This window comes from Bacillus sp. cl95 (assembly GCF_900115925.1).
Classification (GTDB): Bacteria; Bacillota; Bacilli; order Bacillales; family Cytobacillaceae; genus Neobacillus_A.
Genome location: NZ_FOYF01000004.1, coordinates 194018 through 211633, shown reverse-complemented (window position 1 = coordinate 211633; position 17616 = coordinate 194018). Strand labels below are relative to the sequence as shown.

General features: G+C 39.5%; 18 protein-coding genes. 17 read left to right on the top strand and 1 reads right to left on the bottom strand.

Annotated features, from left to right (window positions below; genetic code table 11):
- Positions 1 to 348 precede the first annotated feature (348 nt).
- The 4 genes from mtnK to BMZ31_RS13100 all read left to right on the top strand — a co-directional run bounded on the left by mtnK (position 349) and on the right by BMZ31_RS13100 (position 4435).
- The gene (gene mtnK, locus BMZ31_RS13115) at positions 349 to 1572 is read left to right on the top strand and encodes an S-methyl-5-thioribose kinase (RefSeq protein ID WP_090832212.1); all 1224 of its coding nucleotides are present in this window, start codon (positions 349 to 351) and stop codon (positions 1570 to 1572) included.
- Positions 1573 to 1584: 12 nt separating this feature from the next.
- Entirely contained in the window at positions 1585 to 2655 is a 1071-nt protein-coding gene (mtnA, locus tag BMZ31_RS13110) for an S-methyl-5-thioribose-1-phosphate isomerase (protein WP_090832211.1), read from the top strand.
- Positions 2656 to 2779: 124 nt separating this feature from the next.
- Positions 2780 to 3556: a class II aldolase/adducin family protein gene (locus BMZ31_RS13105; RefSeq protein ID WP_090832210.1), complete on the top strand. Its 777-nt coding sequence runs from the start codon at positions 2780 to 2782 to the stop codon at positions 3554 to 3556.
- Positions 3557 to 4435 carry a metal-dependent hydrolase gene (locus BMZ31_RS13100; RefSeq protein WP_090832209.1) on the top strand — a complete coding sequence of 293 codons (879 nt, stop codon included), beginning with the start codon at positions 3557 to 3559 and terminating at the stop codon, positions 4433 to 4435. It abuts the gene before it with no gap.
- A 49-nt stretch (positions 4436 to 4484) separates the two neighbouring features.
- On the opposite strand, the gene BMZ31_RS13095 is transcribed toward BMZ31_RS13100, so the two are convergent.
- Positions 4485 to 4979, bottom strand: coding sequence for an NUDIX domain-containing protein (locus tag BMZ31_RS13095; protein ID WP_090832461.1), 495 nt, complete (start codon positions 4977 to 4979; stop codon positions 4485 to 4487).
- A 183-nt stretch (positions 4980 to 5162) separates the two neighbouring features.
- Between BMZ31_RS13095 and BMZ31_RS13090 the strand changes: the two genes are divergently transcribed.
- The 13 genes from BMZ31_RS13090 to BMZ31_RS13030 all read left to right on the top strand — a co-directional run bounded on the left by BMZ31_RS13090 (position 5163) and on the right by BMZ31_RS13030 (position 17555).
- Positions 5163 to 6002, top strand: coding sequence for a DUF4362 domain-containing protein (locus BMZ31_RS13090; protein WP_090832208.1), 840 nt, complete (start codon positions 5163 to 5165; stop codon positions 6000 to 6002).
- Positions 6003 to 6096: 94 nt separating this feature from the next.
- Positions 6097 to 6816 carry a hypothetical protein gene (locus tag BMZ31_RS13085; protein ID WP_090832207.1) on the top strand — a complete coding sequence of 240 codons (720 nt, stop codon included), beginning with the start codon at positions 6097 to 6099 and terminating at the stop codon, positions 6814 to 6816.
- Between the two features lie 353 nt (positions 6817 to 7169).
- Positions 7170 to 8261 (top strand): alpha/beta hydrolase, encoded by a 1092-nt coding sequence (locus BMZ31_RS13080; RefSeq protein ID WP_090832206.1) that lies wholly within the window; start codon positions 7170 to 7172, stop codon positions 8259 to 8261.
- A 277-nt stretch (positions 8262 to 8538) separates the two neighbouring features.
- Positions 8539 to 9954 (top strand): branched-chain amino acid transporter BcaP, encoded by a 1416-nt coding sequence (locus tag BMZ31_RS13075; RefSeq protein ID WP_090832205.1) that lies wholly within the window; start codon positions 8539 to 8541, stop codon positions 9952 to 9954.
- A 177-nt stretch (positions 9955 to 10131) separates the two neighbouring features.
- Positions 10132 to 11367, top strand: a complete 1236-nt coding sequence (locus tag BMZ31_RS13070; RefSeq protein ID WP_175478102.1) for an ATP-binding protein — start codon at positions 10132 to 10134, stop codon at positions 11365 to 11367.
- 359 nt (positions 11368 to 11726) lie between these two features.
- Positions 11727 to 12806, top strand: a complete 1080-nt coding sequence (locus tag BMZ31_RS13065; protein WP_090832203.1) for a hypothetical protein — start codon at positions 11727 to 11729, stop codon at positions 12804 to 12806.
- The gene (locus BMZ31_RS13060) at positions 12793 to 14958 is read left to right on the top strand and encodes a molybdopterin oxidoreductase family protein (protein ID WP_090832202.1); all 2166 of its coding nucleotides are present in this window, start codon (positions 12793 to 12795) and stop codon (positions 14956 to 14958) included. The genes BMZ31_RS13065 and BMZ31_RS13060 overlap by 14 nt, the downstream gene beginning before the upstream one ends.
- 2 nt (positions 14959 to 14960) lie before the next feature.
- The gene (locus BMZ31_RS13055) at positions 14961 to 15521 is read left to right on the top strand and encodes a 4Fe-4S dicluster domain-containing protein (RefSeq protein WP_090832201.1); all 561 of its coding nucleotides are present in this window, start codon (positions 14961 to 14963) and stop codon (positions 15519 to 15521) included.
- 12 nt (positions 15522 to 15533) lie between these two features.
- A complete protein-coding gene (locus BMZ31_RS13050) occupies positions 15534 to 16058 on the top strand; it encodes a Rieske (2Fe-2S) protein (RefSeq protein WP_090832200.1) in 525 nt (174 codons plus the stop codon).
- A complete protein-coding gene (locus tag BMZ31_RS13045; RefSeq protein ID WP_090832199.1) occupies positions 16048 to 16239 on the top strand; it encodes a hypothetical protein in 192 nt (63 codons plus the stop codon). The genes BMZ31_RS13050 and BMZ31_RS13045 overlap by 11 nt, the downstream gene beginning before the upstream one ends.
- Before the next feature lie 5 nt (positions 16240 to 16244).
- On the top strand, positions 16245 to 16628 hold the full coding sequence (locus BMZ31_RS13040; RefSeq protein WP_254778803.1) for a hypothetical protein: 384 nt from the start codon (positions 16245 to 16247) through the stop codon (positions 16626 to 16628).
- Positions 16615 to 16887, top strand: a complete 273-nt coding sequence (locus BMZ31_RS13035) for a hypothetical protein (protein ID WP_090832198.1) — start codon at positions 16615 to 16617, stop codon at positions 16885 to 16887. The genes BMZ31_RS13040 and BMZ31_RS13035 overlap by 14 nt, the downstream gene beginning before the upstream one ends.
- A gap of 26 nt (positions 16888 to 16913) precedes the next feature.
- Positions 16914 to 17555: a sensor histidine kinase gene (locus tag BMZ31_RS13030; protein WP_090832197.1), complete on the top strand. Its 642-nt coding sequence runs from the start codon at positions 16914 to 16916 to the stop codon at positions 17553 to 17555.
- The last annotated feature ends 61 nt before the right edge of the window (positions 17556 to 17616 follow it).

Below are 17616 nucleotides of genomic sequence, written 5' to 3'. Positions count from 1 at the left end.
ATGTCGCCATATCGATATCCTTTAAAAAGACATCGATATATCGTCATTTCATATTGATATATTGGGTTTTCATTTCGATATATCGAGAAATCTCATCGATAAAAGTTCTCAATTACCACAAAAGCTCTCATTTACCCCCATGAAATATTAGATTGCGAACTCAAAATGATTTTTCAGGGGAGATGCTTAAGCGGCATCTTCCTTTTTTTAATGCTCAACTAATAAAAATAGATTGAACAAGAGCATTTTAAGGGGTAAAATTATTAGATAATTTTTAATAATAAGATTCAGTATTATCTGTAAAAATGCTGATGATTCATAAAGGATGAGCATGGGGGGAATAGACAAATGACAGTTTTTACAAGCGAATATTTTACGATGAAAGAAGAGCATGCTGTGGAGTATGCAAAAACAAAGCTCGACTACTTTACTTCAGATGCAGTGCTTACTTGTAAGGAAATTGGTGATGGAAATCTGAACTATGTGTTTAGAATCGTTGATGAAAAAAGTGGCAAGTCAATTATCATCAAGCAAGCGGGTCCAGTTGCAAGGATATCTGACGAGTTTAAGCTGTCAACGGATCGAAATCGCATTGAAAGTGAAATCCTGAAGCTTCAGGCTCAACTAGCACCAGGATTTGTTCCGAAGATGTATCACTATGATCCGATCATGAACTGTTGTGTCATGGAAGATTTGTCCCAATATGAAATCATGAGAACGGCGCTCATGAAGCATAAGAAGTTCCCTTTATTTGCCGATCATATTTCAAGTTTTATGGTACAGACATTACTGCTCACATCGGATGTCGTGATGGGGCATAAAGAAAAGAAAGAGCTCGTTAAGTCATTCACGAATCCAGAGCTTTGTGAAATTACCGAAGATCTTGTATATACAGAACCGTTTTACGATTGCCCACGAAACGATGTTTTTGAAGCTTCCCTCGATTTTGTAAAAGAACATATTTGGGGAGATGAAAAGCTGGCATTAGAGACGGCTAAACTGAAATTCGAGTTTATGACTAATGCTCAATCTCTTTTACATGGTGATTTACACACTGGTTCTATTTTTATAAAAGAAGATGCCACTAAAGTAATTGATCCTGAATTTGCGTTCTATGGTCCAGCTGGCTATGATGTCGGGAACGTGATTGCCAACCTGATTTTTGCTTATGTAAATGCAAAGTACACATTAGAGAATCCGGAAGCTAAAGCAGAACAGTTGGGATATCTTGAGAACACAATTGTCGATACGATTGACCTTTTCGCGGACAAGTTCCTAAAAGCATGGGATGAAAATGTGACTGATCATGCTGCGAAATATCCAGGATTCAAGGAATATTACTTGAATACGATTTTAAGAGATACAGCGGCGGTAACAGGACTCGAGCTATGCAGACGAATTATTGGTCTAGCTCACGTGAAGGACGTTACGGCTATTGAAGACCGTGCCAGCAGGGCTGCTGCTGAAAAAATCTGTTTATCAGCTGGAAAAGCTTTTATAATGGGGAGAGAAAATATCAAAACGGGTGATGACTTCCTAAAAATCGTCCAAACATACGCACAGAACAACTAGGAGGCAATAACAATGGGGAAACCGGTAGATGTAATTCAATCTGTAAGACTAGATGATGAAAACGATGCATTAATTCTTTTAGACCAAACGGTTCTACCGAATGAGAAGGTCTTCCTGGAATTGAAGGAAATGAAAGATGTTTGGGAAGCGATCTATCATTTAAAGGTACGCGGAGCACCGGCAATCGGGATTGCAGCAGCTTACGGGATCTACTTAGGTACAAAGCAATCTGAAGCTACAACATATTCTGAGCTCTATGCTGATTTTAAAAAAGTGAAAGAATATTTGGCTTCATCAAGGCCGACCGCTGTGAATCTTTTCTGGGCTCTTAACAGAATGGAAAGCCGATTTGTAAAAGAAGAAGGCAAAACTGTCGCTGAAGTAAAGTCGGCATTATTAGAAGAATCTGAGCTTATTAGAGCAGAAGATGAGAAGGTTTGTGAATCTATCGGACAGTATGCTCTATCTTTGCTTGAACCAGGGTGGGGTATCCTCACGCACTGTAACGCAGGTACGATTGCTACAGCGAAATACGGAACAGCCCTTGCACCTATTTATTTGGGACAAGAAAAAGGATACGACTTCAAAGTATTTGCAGATGAAACAAGACCATTGCTACAAGGCGCACGTTTGACTGCTTGGGAACTACAGGAAGCTGGTGTGGATGTCACACTTATCTGTGATAATATGGCTTCCATTGTCATGAAAGAAGGGAAAATTCAAGCAGTTCTGGTCGGATGTGATCGTGTCGCTGCAAATGGTGATGCAGCTAACAAAATTGGTACATCAGGTGTAGCAATTCTTGCGAAGCACTATAACATTCCATTCTATGTTTGTGCGCCGCTTTCTACGGTAGATTTGGAATGTAAGACTGGTGAGGATATTCATATTGAACTTCGTCCGTCAGAAGAAATTACTTCTAAATGGTACGAAACATCAATGGCTCCAGATGAAGTCAAAACATATAATCCTGCCTTCGATGTAACAGATCATGAATTGATTACAGGAATTATCACAGAAAACGGCATTGCGTATGCACCATATACAGAATCACTGCCACTTATGTTTAAAGGGGAAAAATAAGACGTTATGCCTCCGGGTCCAATAGGATTCCGGAGGTTTTTAAATGGAAAAAATGATAGAATAGCAATGTTAACATCTAGGTAATAACAAAAATTCAGTCCGAGAATCATAAGGAGCTGTAAATATGTCTGAACAACAACATTACTATTCTGATAAAGAAGCAAAAGAACTTATCTGTGAAATTGGCAGGAGAGTTTATCATAAAAATTTTGTAGCCGCTAATGACGGCAACATTTCTGTAAAAGTTGGATCTAATACGATTTGGACCACTCCGACTGGTGTCAGTAAGGGATTCATGACGCCTGAAATGATGGTCAAAATGGATTTATCGGGAAATGTGCTCGAGGGAACCATGAAGCCTTCATCTGAAGTGAAAATGCACTTGCGTGTATATAAGGAAAATCAGGAAGTCAACGCAGTTGTTCACGCCCATCCTCCTGTTGCCACGTCATTTGCCATTGCTGGTATCAGTTTGGATCAACCTATTTCTCCTGAAGCCATTGTTTTACTTGGAAGGGTTCCTGTTGCGACTTATGCAACACCTGGGACACAGGAAGTTCCAGATTCAATTGCGCCATATTGCAAGGATCATAATGCCGTATTGCTTGCCAATCATGGGGCATTGACTTGGGGTAGAGAGTTAATGGAAGCCTACTTCCGAATGGAATCACTCGAGCATTACGCTTTGATGACGATGTATTCTAACCACATTATTAAAAAGGCAAACGAACTTAGTCCTGCACAAATCTCTGATTTGATTGATATCCGCGGTAAAATGGGGATTAAGACAGGAGGCGTTCCGGTTAACACTACTCAAGAAAATACTGAAATATCGGAAGAGTTGATTGCGAGCATTGTCAAAAATGTCGTCCATGAACTGAACTTAAAGGAACTTAAATAGATGGATAGTATTACACACACATTATTTGGGATTGGCATTTACAAAGCGATCAACAAAGAAAATCTTAGTAAAAAAGAAAAGCGGGCGCTTCTTTTTACGGCGATTGGTGCGAGTCAAATCCCTGATATTGATGTCATCTCCCAGCTTTGGGATACGACAGGGCAATATCAGATGTGGCATAGGGGAATTACGCATTCGATTTTCCTCGTACCTGTTTGGGCACTAATGTTTTCGTTATTAAACCGTTTTCTCTTCGGAACGAGCATGTTTCGTTTTTTCCTTGTAGCCCTGCTTGCTGTTTTCATCCATGATACAAGCGATATTTTTAATGCATGGGGAACGGGATATCTGGAACCTTTTACGTCCAAGCGTCTTTCTCTTGGTACCGTATCGATCATTGACTTTGTGATTTGGTTCATTTTTCTGTTATCGTTTATTATGGCAAAGAAGCGACCAAACCTTAAGGAATTCAAAGTATTCCGGATTGCATGGCTGCTGATTGGTCTTCATATTCTAATTCAAAGCATCCAAGGCTATGTCGTATATCAAAAATATGAAAATCAGTATGATCAAGTGGCTTTATCAGCAAGTTTTGTTCCATGGAAGTTTACCGTTATTGGAAAGAGCGAGGGTGCGGTCGAAATTTTCAATGACTCATTGTTAACGGAAGCTGAATTTGTTACAAGACTGGAATCAAGTGATCAATCGAATCTCGATGATTTGTTCGAAAAAAATCCAAAAGCGAAAACATTGTATCAATGGTCGCCATTCGTCGTAGTAGTGAATAATGATGAGCAACTTGGAGTATATGACCCTCGCTTTTACCGTAACGGGCAATCTTTTTTATTCGAGTATATTGAAAAACAGAATGAGAAATAAATTTAGGAGGCTGTTCCATCATGGGGCAGCCTTTTCATATTTCTCCGAATTAGTTGATATCACCAAGGTAAACCGGAGACTTTTCCTGGTTACTGTACTTGATTATATATTCTCTAAGGTGTTTAGGATAAAGTCTAAACTCCATTAAATCCTTAATACTTACCCATTCTATCCCGATTTGAAGATTGTCAGGATTAGAAGGTTCAGCTGGATCGTCCAGTTCATTTTTCAAAGTACAAAGAAAATAATATTCAATTTGATGCACACCTAAGTCACTTGCTGAATATTCGTGGTTTTTTCCGATATATTCTCTAATGTGCAGGAGTTCACCTACTTCTACTTGGTACCCTATTTCCTCCAAGCACTCCCTATTTAGTGTTGAATGAAATGTTTCACCATGTTCCTGACCACCACCAGGACAAAGGTAAAAGTACCCTTCGTCATCTTGGTTTTTTGTAAGTAGAATGTTATTCCCATTTATAATAATTGCTTTTGCTGAATTCCTAATGTGCACTGTCTTAAACCTCCCTATGTATGACTTCATTGCTATATTTCCAATTATTTCATCTGATTTTATTATAATTGAGCATACAGCTTGAAACATTCTCTTCTTTCAAACGTCTATTCATTAAACGTCTGTTCAAGCGCACAATCTTTCAAAGAGGCCAAGTCATAGAGGCTTTCTCGGTCAAGGTTGTTTGTACTACTATTACTAGGAGGGAGAAGAGTGAAGATTTCTAGTTTAAGCCTGCTTTATATGGCAATTTGTTGTTTGTTCTTAATTAGTTGTCAGGGAAAAGATACCGCGTCGATTAAAATGTCCGGGACTACGGGTGGAAGTGATGAAATTGTTGAGAGGCACGGCGGATTGGAAAACATCGAAAGACTTGATAAATTCATCACAAATGTTGAAAAAGGGTTAAAGGATAAGGTCCGTTTAGTACGTTATACGATTGAAGGGGATCCTATTTATCACAACATTGACTATGATGGGGAGAATCTTGATTATACAGTTGATAACTCTGAAGATGAATATGGAGCTGGTGAAGTAGAGAATTATATTTGTAAAAAGATAGAGATGCAAGAGACAAGTACGCAGATGACATATTCATTAAATGGTTGTCCAGATTCAATGGAAATACTGACGATTTCGTATGATGTAGACGAGCAGGATTTATTTGCATTCCGTTTGAAATATGGAGTGGGTCAGAAGAATCTGATTGACACGAAGAAGGAAAAACTGGTAAAAGATCTGCAGAATGGTGAAATGGCGGCAGTAAGTGATTTTCAATTTTCTAAAGATGAATTGAACAAAATTTATAAACTGATGATATTTGCTAATTATCTCGAGGATAAAAATCTGAACAACCAGTGTAACCAAAAGCCTCATGAGTCCTATGACTTACACGTATGGATCAATGGAGCTGAGAGGCAGTTTGGTTGGACGGAATGTGATGATGGTCAAGATGGAAAAGTAATGTCACAGCTTGTAAAAGGTATTCTAAAGGTGTTGGAAGAAAACCCTACATATCAAACGTTACCGGAAGCGAGTGGTTCTTACGAGTAAGAATAATGGCATTTGCCTTAGATAGTTTGTCCAAACCATCCTCTCTTTTATTACATAAAATAGTGTATCTATTGTATGGAAACGAGGGGATGATTTGGCGAAGGGACATCACCATGGAAAAAATGAAAAGCAGAAGAGATCAACTAAGAGGGATGGATATCGCTACAGGTATTCGCAAGATAAACCAGCATCAATAAAGCTTGTCATATATATTCTTCCCGGTACAGTTAGGACTGTTCCTGGAACTTCTGTGAATCGAATTGTCGAAGATTTAAAAAGAGCCATAGGAATATGGAGATTGCCAATTGAAGTGGTGAAGTTGATTGAGACGAGCACGGATTTTGGACTAGCTCACGGCAAATTACAGTGCAACGAACGTTTTGCTCAATCCAGTGTTTTTAGAGCAATGGAAAATAGAAGGGAAGCTGATGGATATCCTTCAGAATGGATTACCGTTTGGTATGTTCCGAATTTTCGTTTTAGTGATAACAACACAATTGCCTGTGCTTATTCCAATCGAATTGTTGGAAACAGATTGTACCAGCACATCATTATGAGCGGTCGTACTGCTGCGCAAGAAAATCGAAGCACATTGGCCCACGAATTGGGACATATTTTTTTCGCTACTGCGCCAGGCGAGAACAATAGTGATCCTACCTCCAGAAATAGCCCCCATTCCCCGATATCTTCCAACTTCATGTCCACACCGGCAGGCAATAAAACGGGAATTGATATTCGTCAAATTCAAAAAGCATGCAGAAGTGCCCTCGTTCCTGAATGTGAAAGAGGGATTTATGAGAGGTTTAAAAATTGATGATGTAAAGGGAAAGGACACTAAAATTTTTAGTGTCTATTTTTCTTCTGAAATTCTGTATAGAAGTTAGAAAAGGTTAGAGTTATATTATGAATAGAAGATAATGGAAGGAAGTGTTTGTTTTGAAGTAAGTATTCGTTTTTACGTAGAAGTTTTAATTTTCCTTATTTCTAGCATCGAAGGGTTGTTAATAGATTAAGAACTTGTTGCTTTTGTTAATGAAGATAGTCGTAATATAGAAAGACTTCTATGAAATACATAAGTGTTTTAAAAAATCTATTTGATTCAATAACTATATAAAGTATAAAGACGGAATTTATTTTGTATCGGTGAAGAATGGGGGAGTCAAGAAAATGATTTGGTTATGGACTGCAGTAATCCTAATACTCTCAGCATGTGTGTTACTCCTGTTAATGGGATTGACATACAGATTCGTCAAACAAATAGAAATTAAAAAAAGAGCAAAGAAACTTGTAGATAACGGTGGAATCAGTGAAGTAGTAAAATTAAAAGTTAGAGGTGAGGATCAATACCTATTGATTGAAGGGGAAGAAGCCAACCAACCCATTATGCTTTTTTTACATGGTGGACCTGGACAACCATTTCCTTTTGGTGTAAGTTCCCGAGGACAGTTTCCACAACTAAACCGGAAGTTTACAACGGTTTTTTACGACCAAAGGGGAGCGGGTAAAAGTTATCATAAACATATTTCTAAGGAATCCATGACGGTAGAACGTTTTATTGATGATACGGAACAAGTAATAGATTACTTAAGAGATAGATTCAAGGTGGATAAAATTTATCTCGTTGGTATGTCATGGGGGACTATAATAGGGATGAAATTGGCTCATAAGAGTCCGAACAAATTTCATGCCTATGTTGGTTTCGATCAAGTCACAAACATGACAGATAACCAAAGATTAGGGATGAAAGCACTGAGGGCAAGAGCTGAGGAATCAGGTGACCAAAAGATGCTTGCGCAATTAATTGAACTTGGTGAACCACCTTTCTTCGAAAAAAAAGAAGGGAAGTACAGTGATTTCATCCAAGGGGTAAAAGGGTATATTTATAAGGATGATCAAATAAAAGGACCCAATGTGCTAGCCTTAATAAAGAGTGCGCTCCTATCTCCCGACTATAACCTCAAAGATATTTTCAATAGTCTTGTATCTGCTCCTAAATTCAATATTTTTGAGTGTACTGCCTTACAGGAAGCGTTAATCCGCACCGATTTGACTACGATTACAAGATTGGATATCCCATTTACGATTGTACAAGGACGTCATGATCTCACCACGAATTTTCATGCAGCAAAACTATTTTATGAAAAAATAGACGCTCCTTCTGGTAAACACTTTTATATCCTTGAACAATCTGCTCATATTCCCAATGAACATGATTTTAAGAAATTTATTGGTTTATTACAAAATGAAAAAATAGGATAAAGAAAAACAAGGGCAAATCCGTAGTTTTGTCCTTGTTTTTTCCATTTACTTTCATTAATATAGTAATTTATTATTAGAAGAAAAACAATTGTCCCTCTGGAAAACTACACTTATGATATGTAATATCCTTTTATATCCAGTTCCTTCAATTGGAATAATTTAAATTATGAAAAAATTATTGCTTTTTTAATAGAATGATTATATTATTCTTGTATAGAAAAACAATGTTCAATTAAATCTGAATATTTAAAAGATTTTACTTCTTGGAGGTTACTTTATGGATTTATTCAGAAAGAAATCAATAGATTCTTTATTGAGAGAATCGGGTGCCAGAGGCGCTTCTCTTAAAAAAGATTTAGGAGCTTTTGACCTAACGATGCTAGGGGTTGGGGCCATTATCGGTACGGGAATTTTCGTACTGACAGGCGTGGCTGCGGCTGAGCATGCTGGACCAGCACTCATTTTATCTTTTATCTTATCGGGACTTGCATGCGTATTTGCGGCCCTTTGTTATGCAGAGTTTGCTTCCACGGTTCCAGTAGCAGGAAGTGCATATACTTACAGCTATGCTACATTCGGTGAATTAATCGCTTGGATATTAGGTTGGGACTTGATACTTGAATACGGATTGGCCTCATCGGCAGTAGCCAGTGGGTGGTCAGGATACTTTCAAGGTCTATTAGCCGGTTTTGGTCTTGAATTGCCGAAAGCATTATCAAGTGCTTATGATCCTGCGAAAGGAACGTTTATCGATGTACCTGCTGTAATGATTGTGTTACTTATTACTTTGCTTTTAACACAAGGTGTGAAAAAGTCAGCGAAGTTCAATACAATTATGGTTATTATCAAAGTAGCGGTCGTATTATTGTTTATCGGGGTTGGCGTATGGTATGTCGAACCAGCGAACTGGACACCATTCATGCCTTACGGTTTCTCTGGTGTAACAGCAGGGGCTGCGACAGTTTTCTTTGCTTATATCGGATTTGATGCAGTATCAACTGCTGCAGAAGAAGTGAAAAATCCACAACGTAATATGCCAATTGGAATCATCGCTTCTTTAGCCGTTTGTACAATTTTGTATATCATTGTGTCGGCAATCTTAACAGGTATTGTTCCTTACGATCAGCTAGGTGTAAAAAATCCAGTTGCATTTGCGTTAAACTATATCCATCAAGATTGGATCGCAGGTTTCATCTCATTAGGTGCCATTGCGGGTATTACAACAGTATTGCTCGTGATGATGTACGGTCAAACGCGTTTGTTCTATGCAATCAGCCGTGATGGATTGCTTCCGAAAGTATTTTCAAAAGTTGACTCTAAAAAGCAAAATCCTGTTATTAACTCTTGGATCACTTGTCTTATAGTAGCTTTTTTCGCAGGTGTAGTACCATTAAGCAAACTGGCAGAATTGACGAACATTGGTACATTGTTTGCCTTCATGACTGTTTCTGTTGGGATTTTATACCTTCGTAAAAATACGAGTGCTAGTTCAGCAGGCTTTAAAGTACCGTTTGTTCCATACATTCCAATCCTTGCATTCCTGTTCTGTGGATATTTAGCATTGCAGCTTCCTTCAACAACTTGGATCAGCTTTGGAATTTGGATTACAATCGGGTTAGTAATCTACTTCCTATACGGAAGAAGAAATAGTAATCTCAACAATAATCCTGCAGATTTAAGAAAAATCAGCTAAGTCAAAGGGCAGCTTCCATTCATTGGGCTGCCCTTATTTGTTGTCATTGGACATCAATAAATGGTAAAAAGAGATAAAGAAATGTCGAATTTTCCTTGGTATTTGTCAAATTTAAATAAGCTGAAGGAGTTCATCTCAGCAAGGGGAGACAGTAGTGTTGATAAGGGAGAAAAAACTATGATAGATAATCTAAGAGATTCAAAGCTTATATCTGAGGAAATTAAAGCTACTAAGCTTTTCATTGGGATTTTTTATCTTGTATTCCTCTCCTATGATTTATTGTATTACTTCATCGTCCCGAGATATAACGAAAGATCCATAGGGTTGCCAGAAGGCGGTCTAGGATTAGTGATTTATTTGCTTGTCGGGTTACTCTTGCCCGTGACCTTTTATGTAATGAGAAAAAAAGATCCGTTCTGGATAAAGTATATAATCTACTTTGGATTTAACTTGATAGACATCATTAATAATTTTCTCATTTATTTTGGGACAGATTTAACTTTTAGAAGCGGGAATATCGTTGAAATCATGTTTATCATATTCGCCCCGCTATTTGTAGATAAGAAGTTCTTTTGGATTGTATTTACTGGATTGGTTGTAAAATATGTATTGTTTGGACTGGCTTTCCACGATTCAAGTGTAATTGTTGCGATTGGAATGTTGATCATCATAACGTTCGTGGCATACATCCTGTTGGTGAGGTTTACTTCATATGTAAAGGCCATCAGGTTAGCAAATGAAAGTGCTCGTCAAAAGGAAAATCTCGTCCTTATGGGGCAAATGGCTACAGCGATTGGGCATGAAATTAGAAATCCATTAGCTTCGCTAAGGGGATTTGCGCAATTACAGCAAGAAAATTATCCTAATCAAAATGAGTACTATCCAATTATGATACAAGAAATTGATCGAATTGATTCCATTGTAAGTGACTTAATGATGATAGGGAAGCCAAGAGTATCCCATTTTGAAAAGCATAGTTTGGAAGAAGTTATTGAGTATGTTGGTTCCATTGTCACTCAACAAGCAATGGAAAAAGGCATTATGATGAAGACGGAAATCAGTGAAAAGGTTGGCTATCTCGAATGTGATGACAAACAGATAAAGCAGGTTTTGATTAATCTCTTGAAGAATGCCATTGAGTCGATGGATAACGGGGGTACAATCCGAACAAAGTCTGAAATAGTAGACAAGAATGCAGTGTTGATTTCGATTAAGGATCAGGGCTGTGGCATTTCAAAAGAAGAACTGAAGCGGATAGGGGAGCCGTTTTTTACAACGAAGGATGATGGAAACGGCCTAGGACTGATGATTTCGAAGCTCCTTATAAAGGATCATGGAGGAGATTTAAGCATTGACAGTATCCTTGGAGAGGGCACCGAAATGAAAATCAGATTGCCTATTGTTCAATCTTAAGTGTTTGTGTCAGAGATGTGGCGAAATTGAATAAACTAAGGGATTTTTCCCCCGAGGATGGGGGAGTTCCCTTATATAAGGTACACTGACGAATTTCTTACAATTAGGGTAAGAAATTCGTCAGTGTATTTTTTTAGATAAGGAAGTCAATATTTTATCGAAGAAAACTGTCTAGCTCCAGCTCCCAGCCCCTCGGGGTTGTTTCCTAAAGCCGAAACAACCAAAATTGTTTTCTAAAGCCAAAACAATTTTGGTCATAAGCCAAATCACTCCAGAAATCAGGATTTCTTCTGTGATTCGTCTTATGCCTGTCGGGGCTAAGCAGGGCGCTTGCGCTTTTCTTATTAGGAGGAATAACTATGCAGGCAAGTACGAAAACAGCTAATCCTGATCATTCTTTTAACCGTGCTTTTGCTTCTCATTTTGCTAAATCAATGTTTTTAACGGTCAGTGGGCTCGTTATTTTAAGTTTTATCGGCACAAGAATGTTTACCCATGTCGATTTGAATCTATACGGATATATGGTTGGAACGCTTGTGTTTATAGGTGGTTTTTTCTACCGCTTCATTGCATGGGGAGAACGTCCACCTACGAAAATTTTCATTAAAAAAGGGATAAAACTTCTTTTCAGGAAGTCTACTCCGAAAACGACAACAGAACAATTGGTCACTTATAAGTTTATCTGGAACCGTGGTATTTACCGCTGGACACAGCATTTACTGATGGGTTGGGGCTGTGTGCTTTCTTGCTTTGTGACTTTCCCTCTCGTATTTGGCTGGATGTATTTCACAATGGATGACAATGGCTATTACACAGTCATTGGTATGGGCGTCGATTTAATGAAGGTAAGAGCTGACGGCATCATTGCTTTCTTTTTCTATAATGCTCTGAATTTTACAGCCATCATGGTGATTGCTGGCGTATGTATGGCGCTTTACCGCCGCTTGAAAAATATGCAGGCAAGAGCGGAGCAAAAATTCATCTATGACTTCTTACCGCTCTACTTACTTCTTTTCATTTCAATAACCGGTTTGTTGTTAACGTTTATGAACGTATTCTTACATGGTGCAGGGCAGCCAATCATGTCGATGATTCATCAATTCTCAGTCATTGTGACTTTAATCTACCTGCCGTTTGGAAAGCTTGCGCACATTCCATTCCGTCCTCTGAGTGTCTTTGCAAGAAACTATCGTGAACATTACAGTGAACAGGCAGAAAAGGAATGTAAGGTTTGTGGTACTCACTTCGTATCAGTTGAACAATCTAACGATGTAATAGACGTTTTAGGTATGAATAATCTTGAGTTTGCTAAAAAAGAAGGCTTCCATCTTGCAGAGCTTTGCTTACCATGCCGCAGGAAATACCGTATTGCACAATTCTCAGGCATCGCTACTCATGAAATAAAGGTCAAGGAGGCAAATCAAAATGCAAAGGGATAAATTTTTTAAAGAAATAGAAAACCTGAACCACCCTAATGAAAAATTAATTAAGACGCACTGCAGCTATTGTGGGATGCAGTGCGGTATGAATTTAAGAGTAAATACACAAACAAATAAGATTATCGGCGTTGAGCCTCGCTATGACTGGCCCGTTACGGTCGGGAAAATGTGTCCTAAAGGTGTAACGGCTTATCAACAGACCAATCACACTGATCGTCTTTTGAAACCGCTGATTCGTGATGATGCTTCTCTAAAAGGAACAAAAGAAGGTTTTCGTGAAGCTAGTTGGGAAGAAGCGTACGACCTCATTGTTAAGAAGTTTGAAGGACTTCAAGAAAACCATGGAAAAGACAGTTTGTCCGTTTTCAGTGGTGTATCAATGACGAATGAAAAATGTTACCTCACTGGTAAGTTTGCCCGTGTAGGTTTGCAAACACGGTATATCGATTACAACGGACGTTTTTGTATGGCAAGTGCAGCCGGTGGATTCATGCGCTCATTCGGAGTAGATAGAGGTTCGACGGTACCATGGACGGATCTACATGAGACAGATTGCCTGTTTATCGCAGGAAGCAATACAGCCGAATGTCATCCGACTTCTATGTTCCGTGTTTGGGCTGTACAGGAAAGAGGAGGCTATCTGATCGTAGCGGATCCTCGTGAAACGCCGATTGCGAGAAGAGCCGACGTTCATCTTGATTTACGACCAGGTACAGACCTAGCGCTTGCCAATGGAATTCTCAACCTCCTAATTCAAAACGGTGCTGCGGATGAAGATTTCGTTAATCATCATACAAATGGTTTTGAGGAAACAAAAGAGCTTGTAAAGCAATTTACTCCAGAATACACAAGTGAGATTACAGGTGTGGCGCCTGAAAAAATTATCAAAGCTGCTGAGATATATGGGAAAGCACCGAATGCGATCGTCATGTTTGCGCGCGGAATAGAGCAGCAGCATAAAGGCGTTGATAATGTATCTGCATACGTAAATATGGCTTTAGTTACGGGGAAAATTGGTCGTCCTAAATCTGGAGTCGCAACTTTTACCGGTCAAGGAAATGGTCAAGGTGGACGTGAGCACGGTCAAAAGGCTGACGCACTCCCTGGTTATCGAAAAATTACAAACCCGAAACACGTGGAAGAAGTTTCTAAAGTATGGGGAATTAAGCCGGAAGAAATGCCGCAAGCGGGTGTGTCGGCTTACGAAATGTTTGAGTTGATGGATCAAAAAACAATCCGTGGTTTATATCTGCTTTGCTCCAATCCAGCCGTCTCAGCACCAAACTTGAATTTTGTCAGAAAGGCTTTGAAAGGCTTAGATTTCATGGTTTGTGTAGACTTCTACCTTTCCGAATCAGCAGAATTTGCTGACGTAGTTCTACCAACTACTACTTGGTCAGAGGACGAAGGAACGGTTACGAACCTAGAAGGCCGTATCATCAAAATTAATAAGGCGCAGGAACCGATTGGTGAATCAAAGACAGATTGGCAGATTCAAGTTGAGTTGGCCGAACGTCTTGGACGCGGAAAGTACTTTTCACATTTAAAAACAGCTAGAGATGTTGCAGATGAATTCCGCCTTGCCTCTAAGGGTGGCTACGCAGATTACTTCGGAGCAACATGGGAGAAAATTGATGCTCAAGACGGAGTGTTTTGGCCTTGTAGGGACGAAAACGATAAAGGAACACCACATATGTTCCTAGATAAGAAATTTTATCACGATGATGGGAAAGCCAAAATCTGTGCGCTTCCATATCGTCCGCCTGCAGAAGAACCGGATGAAAAATATCCGCTTCGTTTAACGACAGGTCGAGTGGTATATCACTACTTATCAGGCAACCAAACAAGGAGAATTCAATTCTTACGCGATATGTGTCCAGATCCATACGTTGAAATACATCCGGAAACAGCTGCGAAATACAATATTGAACACGAAGAAAACATCCGCCTTTTTACTCGTAGAGGTGAAGCTGAATATAAAGTGAAAATCACGGAAGCGATTCGTAAAGATACCGTTTTTGTCCCTTATCATTTCGGCCATGATCAGTCTATCAATCTTCTAACAAATGCGGCACTTGATCCGATGTCACGCATGCCGGAGTTTAAAGCTTGCGCAGCCGAGATTCAAAAACTAGAAACTAAGAAGGTGTAATCATGAAAAAGAGGCTTTATATAGAACTAGAAAACTGTATAGGTTGCCGTTCTTGTCTGGCTGCCTGCACGCAGTGCGGAGGACATGAGGAACGTAATCGGAATTATGTTTATGATGTAAACCCGCTTGTAAACAGGCAGACGATGCCTCTTATGTGCCTTCATTGCGTGAATCCGGCATGTGCGAGAAGTTGTCCGGCCCAAGCGATTCAAATCCACGAAACAGGTGCTGTCCTTTCAGCGCTGGTCGAAAAGTGTATCGGTTGTCAAAACTGTACGATTGCTTGTCCATACGGCATTCCAAAGTTTGATACGGAACAGAACTTAATGTATAAGTGCGACCTCTGTATCGACCGAACAAAAGACGGTATCCCACCTATGTGTGCGAGTGTTTGTCCGGCCAATACCCTTCAATGGCTAACAGAAGAAGAAATCGATGCAAAACGAAATCAATTCAATCTTGATAACGATAAATGGGTTACAAGCATGCCTTTCTTAGAAGGCGAAACGAATGTAAAAGTAAATCTTCCTGGGATACTGCAAGGTGTCACCAAACTGTTTTAAGGAGGGATTGGCATGTCAGACAAAAATAAAAAAATCCCGTTTCATGAAGACAATTACACTCATAATATTGACCGGAATAATGAGCGTAAACTCGATCGACGCGGCTTTATGAAAACGCTCGTTGGGGCTGCAGGAGTCTTTGCTGTTTCATCTCTACCGTGGGGAGCAATGGCGGCAAAGGAACTGGCAGGACTAGGAGAGAAGGAATATCCTCATAAGAAAATTGCCGATGTAAATGCGGTCGGAATCGGGGATGCAGTTGACTTCGCTTTTCCTGGCGAGCATGACAGCGCGATTTTAATCAGAATTTCGGATGAAAAATATGTAGCATACCAAAATGCCTGTACGCATTTGCGCTGCCCTGTATTTTGGGTGAAAGAGGACGGAGAAATGGTTTGTCCGTGTCACCATGGAAAATTTGACGTGGCAACAGGTGAACCGACTGCTGGTCCACCGCGACGTCCATTGCCAGAAATTCAAGTGAAAGTAGAGAATGGATCAATCTACGCAGTAAGGGTGAAACGTTATGAAGCATAATTATGTGAGTGTCGCCATCCTCTGTGTCATCTTGATGCTGAACATTGTGTTCACGCAATATATGGTTCATCAATATTTTTATGAAAACTATGTAAATACGATTATATTTGGAACATTGAATATCTTGCTCTTCCCAGTGGCCATTTACGTATATGAGAAAGACAACAAACAAAAGGCGTGAGTCGTATGAATAATGAAGCATATATTGATTTTTGTTTTATCAGAGAAGACTTGGGCGGATTCTCTTCTGTGATAGATAGCTTGCTGAAATCGATGTTTGTGAACCATCGCTTGAGCTGGTATCTTGATGAAAAGAAGATAGATGGCGGTGAGATGGTGGTTGCCGAAATCAAAGGAATGAGCACTTGGAAGTCAGAGGAAGAAGCGATCGTATTCTTTGAAGAAAACGCAGATGAACTTTTTTGGGAATACCTCCAAGGTTATAAAATGTTCATTTATCCGGCTTCTACTCCTGGTATGCACGCGAAAACATCCTGTTCGAGTAAAAAGTCGCCGTTACTTAAGAAGGAATCAACGGCAGGAGGAGGCTGTGCCTGTGCAGGACATTGAATGGAAAGAGTTACAGATCTTAGTCAGTTCAAGAGTTGAAATATCAATTCATGATGCCCAAAACGAGGATCAGGCTCCTATTATCACAAAAATTATCTATAAAGTGGAATTGTGTCCAGATGGTACACATGTGAGAATCCATTTTGACAAAAAGAATTTCTTTGCAGTGCCATTGACTAGTAACTTCACTCAGACAGATCGGGAATGGAGAGCTACGGACACGCAGAGTGGACTAAGCTATGTCATTAGGGAAATCTAATGAAAGAAGGCTGAAGGAGGGGAACAATGGGACAATCGCCGGCTCACAAAGATGTCAGCAAGTATATTATTCAGTCGCAGGAAGAAGAGATTAAACGGATTGCATTAGAGCTTCACGAGGGAGTGGGGCAGAACCTGTATAGCCTTTATAATGGCTTACAGTTCATTGAGTCAGCCGTCGAAAAGCCCGAAGTGAAAAGCTACTTGAAGGAAATGGTGCAGACAATGGAAAGGACCATCCAGGAAATACGTCTTCTATCTGTCGAACTGCATCCGCCGTCCTTGCCTATACTTGGATTAGTGCCTGCTTTAAAAAGTTATATCAAACTGTATTCCTCAACATATGGAATTGAAGTTGAACTTCTTTCCTCAGGAAAAGAAAAGCCTATTTCTGAGCACAGTAAAATTTCTGTTTTCCGCGTGTGCCAAGAAGCGCTTGCCAATATTGCTAAATTTGCTGATACATCCCATGTGAAGATTTCACTTCAATGGGATGATGACAGCTTGTGTCTGTTTATTAACGACTTTGGCAGCGGTTTTGATGTCAGTCTAGAAGAATCATATGGGTTAGCCGCCATGAAAGAAAGAATGCGTCTCTGTAGCGGAGAATGCAACATTTCATCTAAAATAGGAGAAGGAACATCCATTGAAGTATTCTTGCCTTTATAGAAACGGTATACTGCCCAAGAGGGTAAATGGACCGAATACCAATCTCCATCTGAAAAGTCCT

What these genes read in the sequence shown, in the direction of transcription:
- mtnK (WP_090832212.1), top strand. Translation starts at nt 349, where the DNA reads ATGACAGTTTTTACAAGCGAATATTTTACGATGAAAGAAGAGCATGCT.
- mtnA (WP_090832211.1), top strand. Translation starts at nt 1,585, where the DNA reads ATGGGGAAACCGGTAGATGTAATTCAATCTGTAAGACTAGATGATGAA.
- BMZ31_RS13105 (WP_090832210.1), top strand. Translation starts at nt 2,780, where the DNA reads ATGTCTGAACAACAACATTACTATTCTGATAAAGAAGCAAAAGAACTT.
- BMZ31_RS13100 (WP_090832209.1), top strand. Translation starts at nt 3,557, where the DNA reads ATGGATAGTATTACACACACATTATTTGGGATTGGCATTTACAAAGCG.
- BMZ31_RS13095 (WP_090832461.1), bottom strand. Translation starts at nt 4,979, where the DNA reads ATGAAGTCATACATAGGGAGGTTTAAGACAGTGCACATTAGGAATTCA.
- BMZ31_RS13080 (WP_090832206.1), top strand. Translation starts at nt 7,170, where the DNA reads ATGATTTGGTTATGGACTGCAGTAATCCTAATACTCTCAGCATGTGTG.
- BMZ31_RS13075 (WP_090832205.1), top strand. Translation starts at nt 8,539, where the DNA reads ATGGATTTATTCAGAAAGAAATCAATAGATTCTTTATTGAGAGAATCG.
- BMZ31_RS13070 (WP_175478102.1), top strand. Translation starts at nt 10,132, where the DNA reads ATGATAGATAATCTAAGAGATTCAAAGCTTATATCTGAGGAAATTAAA.
- BMZ31_RS13065 (WP_090832203.1), top strand. Translation starts at nt 11,727, where the DNA reads ATGCAGGCAAGTACGAAAACAGCTAATCCTGATCATTCTTTTAACCGT.
- BMZ31_RS13060 (WP_090832202.1), top strand. Translation starts at nt 12,793, where the DNA reads ATGCAAAGGGATAAATTTTTTAAAGAAATAGAAAACCTGAACCACCCT.
- BMZ31_RS13055 (WP_090832201.1), top strand. Translation starts at nt 14,961, where the DNA reads ATGAAAAAGAGGCTTTATATAGAACTAGAAAACTGTATAGGTTGCCGT.
- BMZ31_RS13050 (WP_090832200.1), top strand. Translation starts at nt 15,534, where the DNA reads ATGTCAGACAAAAATAAAAAAATCCCGTTTCATGAAGACAATTACACT.
- BMZ31_RS13045 (WP_090832199.1), top strand. Translation starts at nt 16,048, where the DNA reads ATGAAGCATAATTATGTGAGTGTCGCCATCCTCTGTGTCATCTTGATG.
- BMZ31_RS13040 (WP_254778803.1), top strand. Translation starts at nt 16,245, where the DNA reads ATGAATAATGAAGCATATATTGATTTTTGTTTTATCAGAGAAGACTTG.
- BMZ31_RS13030 (WP_090832197.1), top strand. Translation starts at nt 16,914, where the DNA reads ATGGGACAATCGCCGGCTCACAAAGATGTCAGCAAGTATATTATTCAG.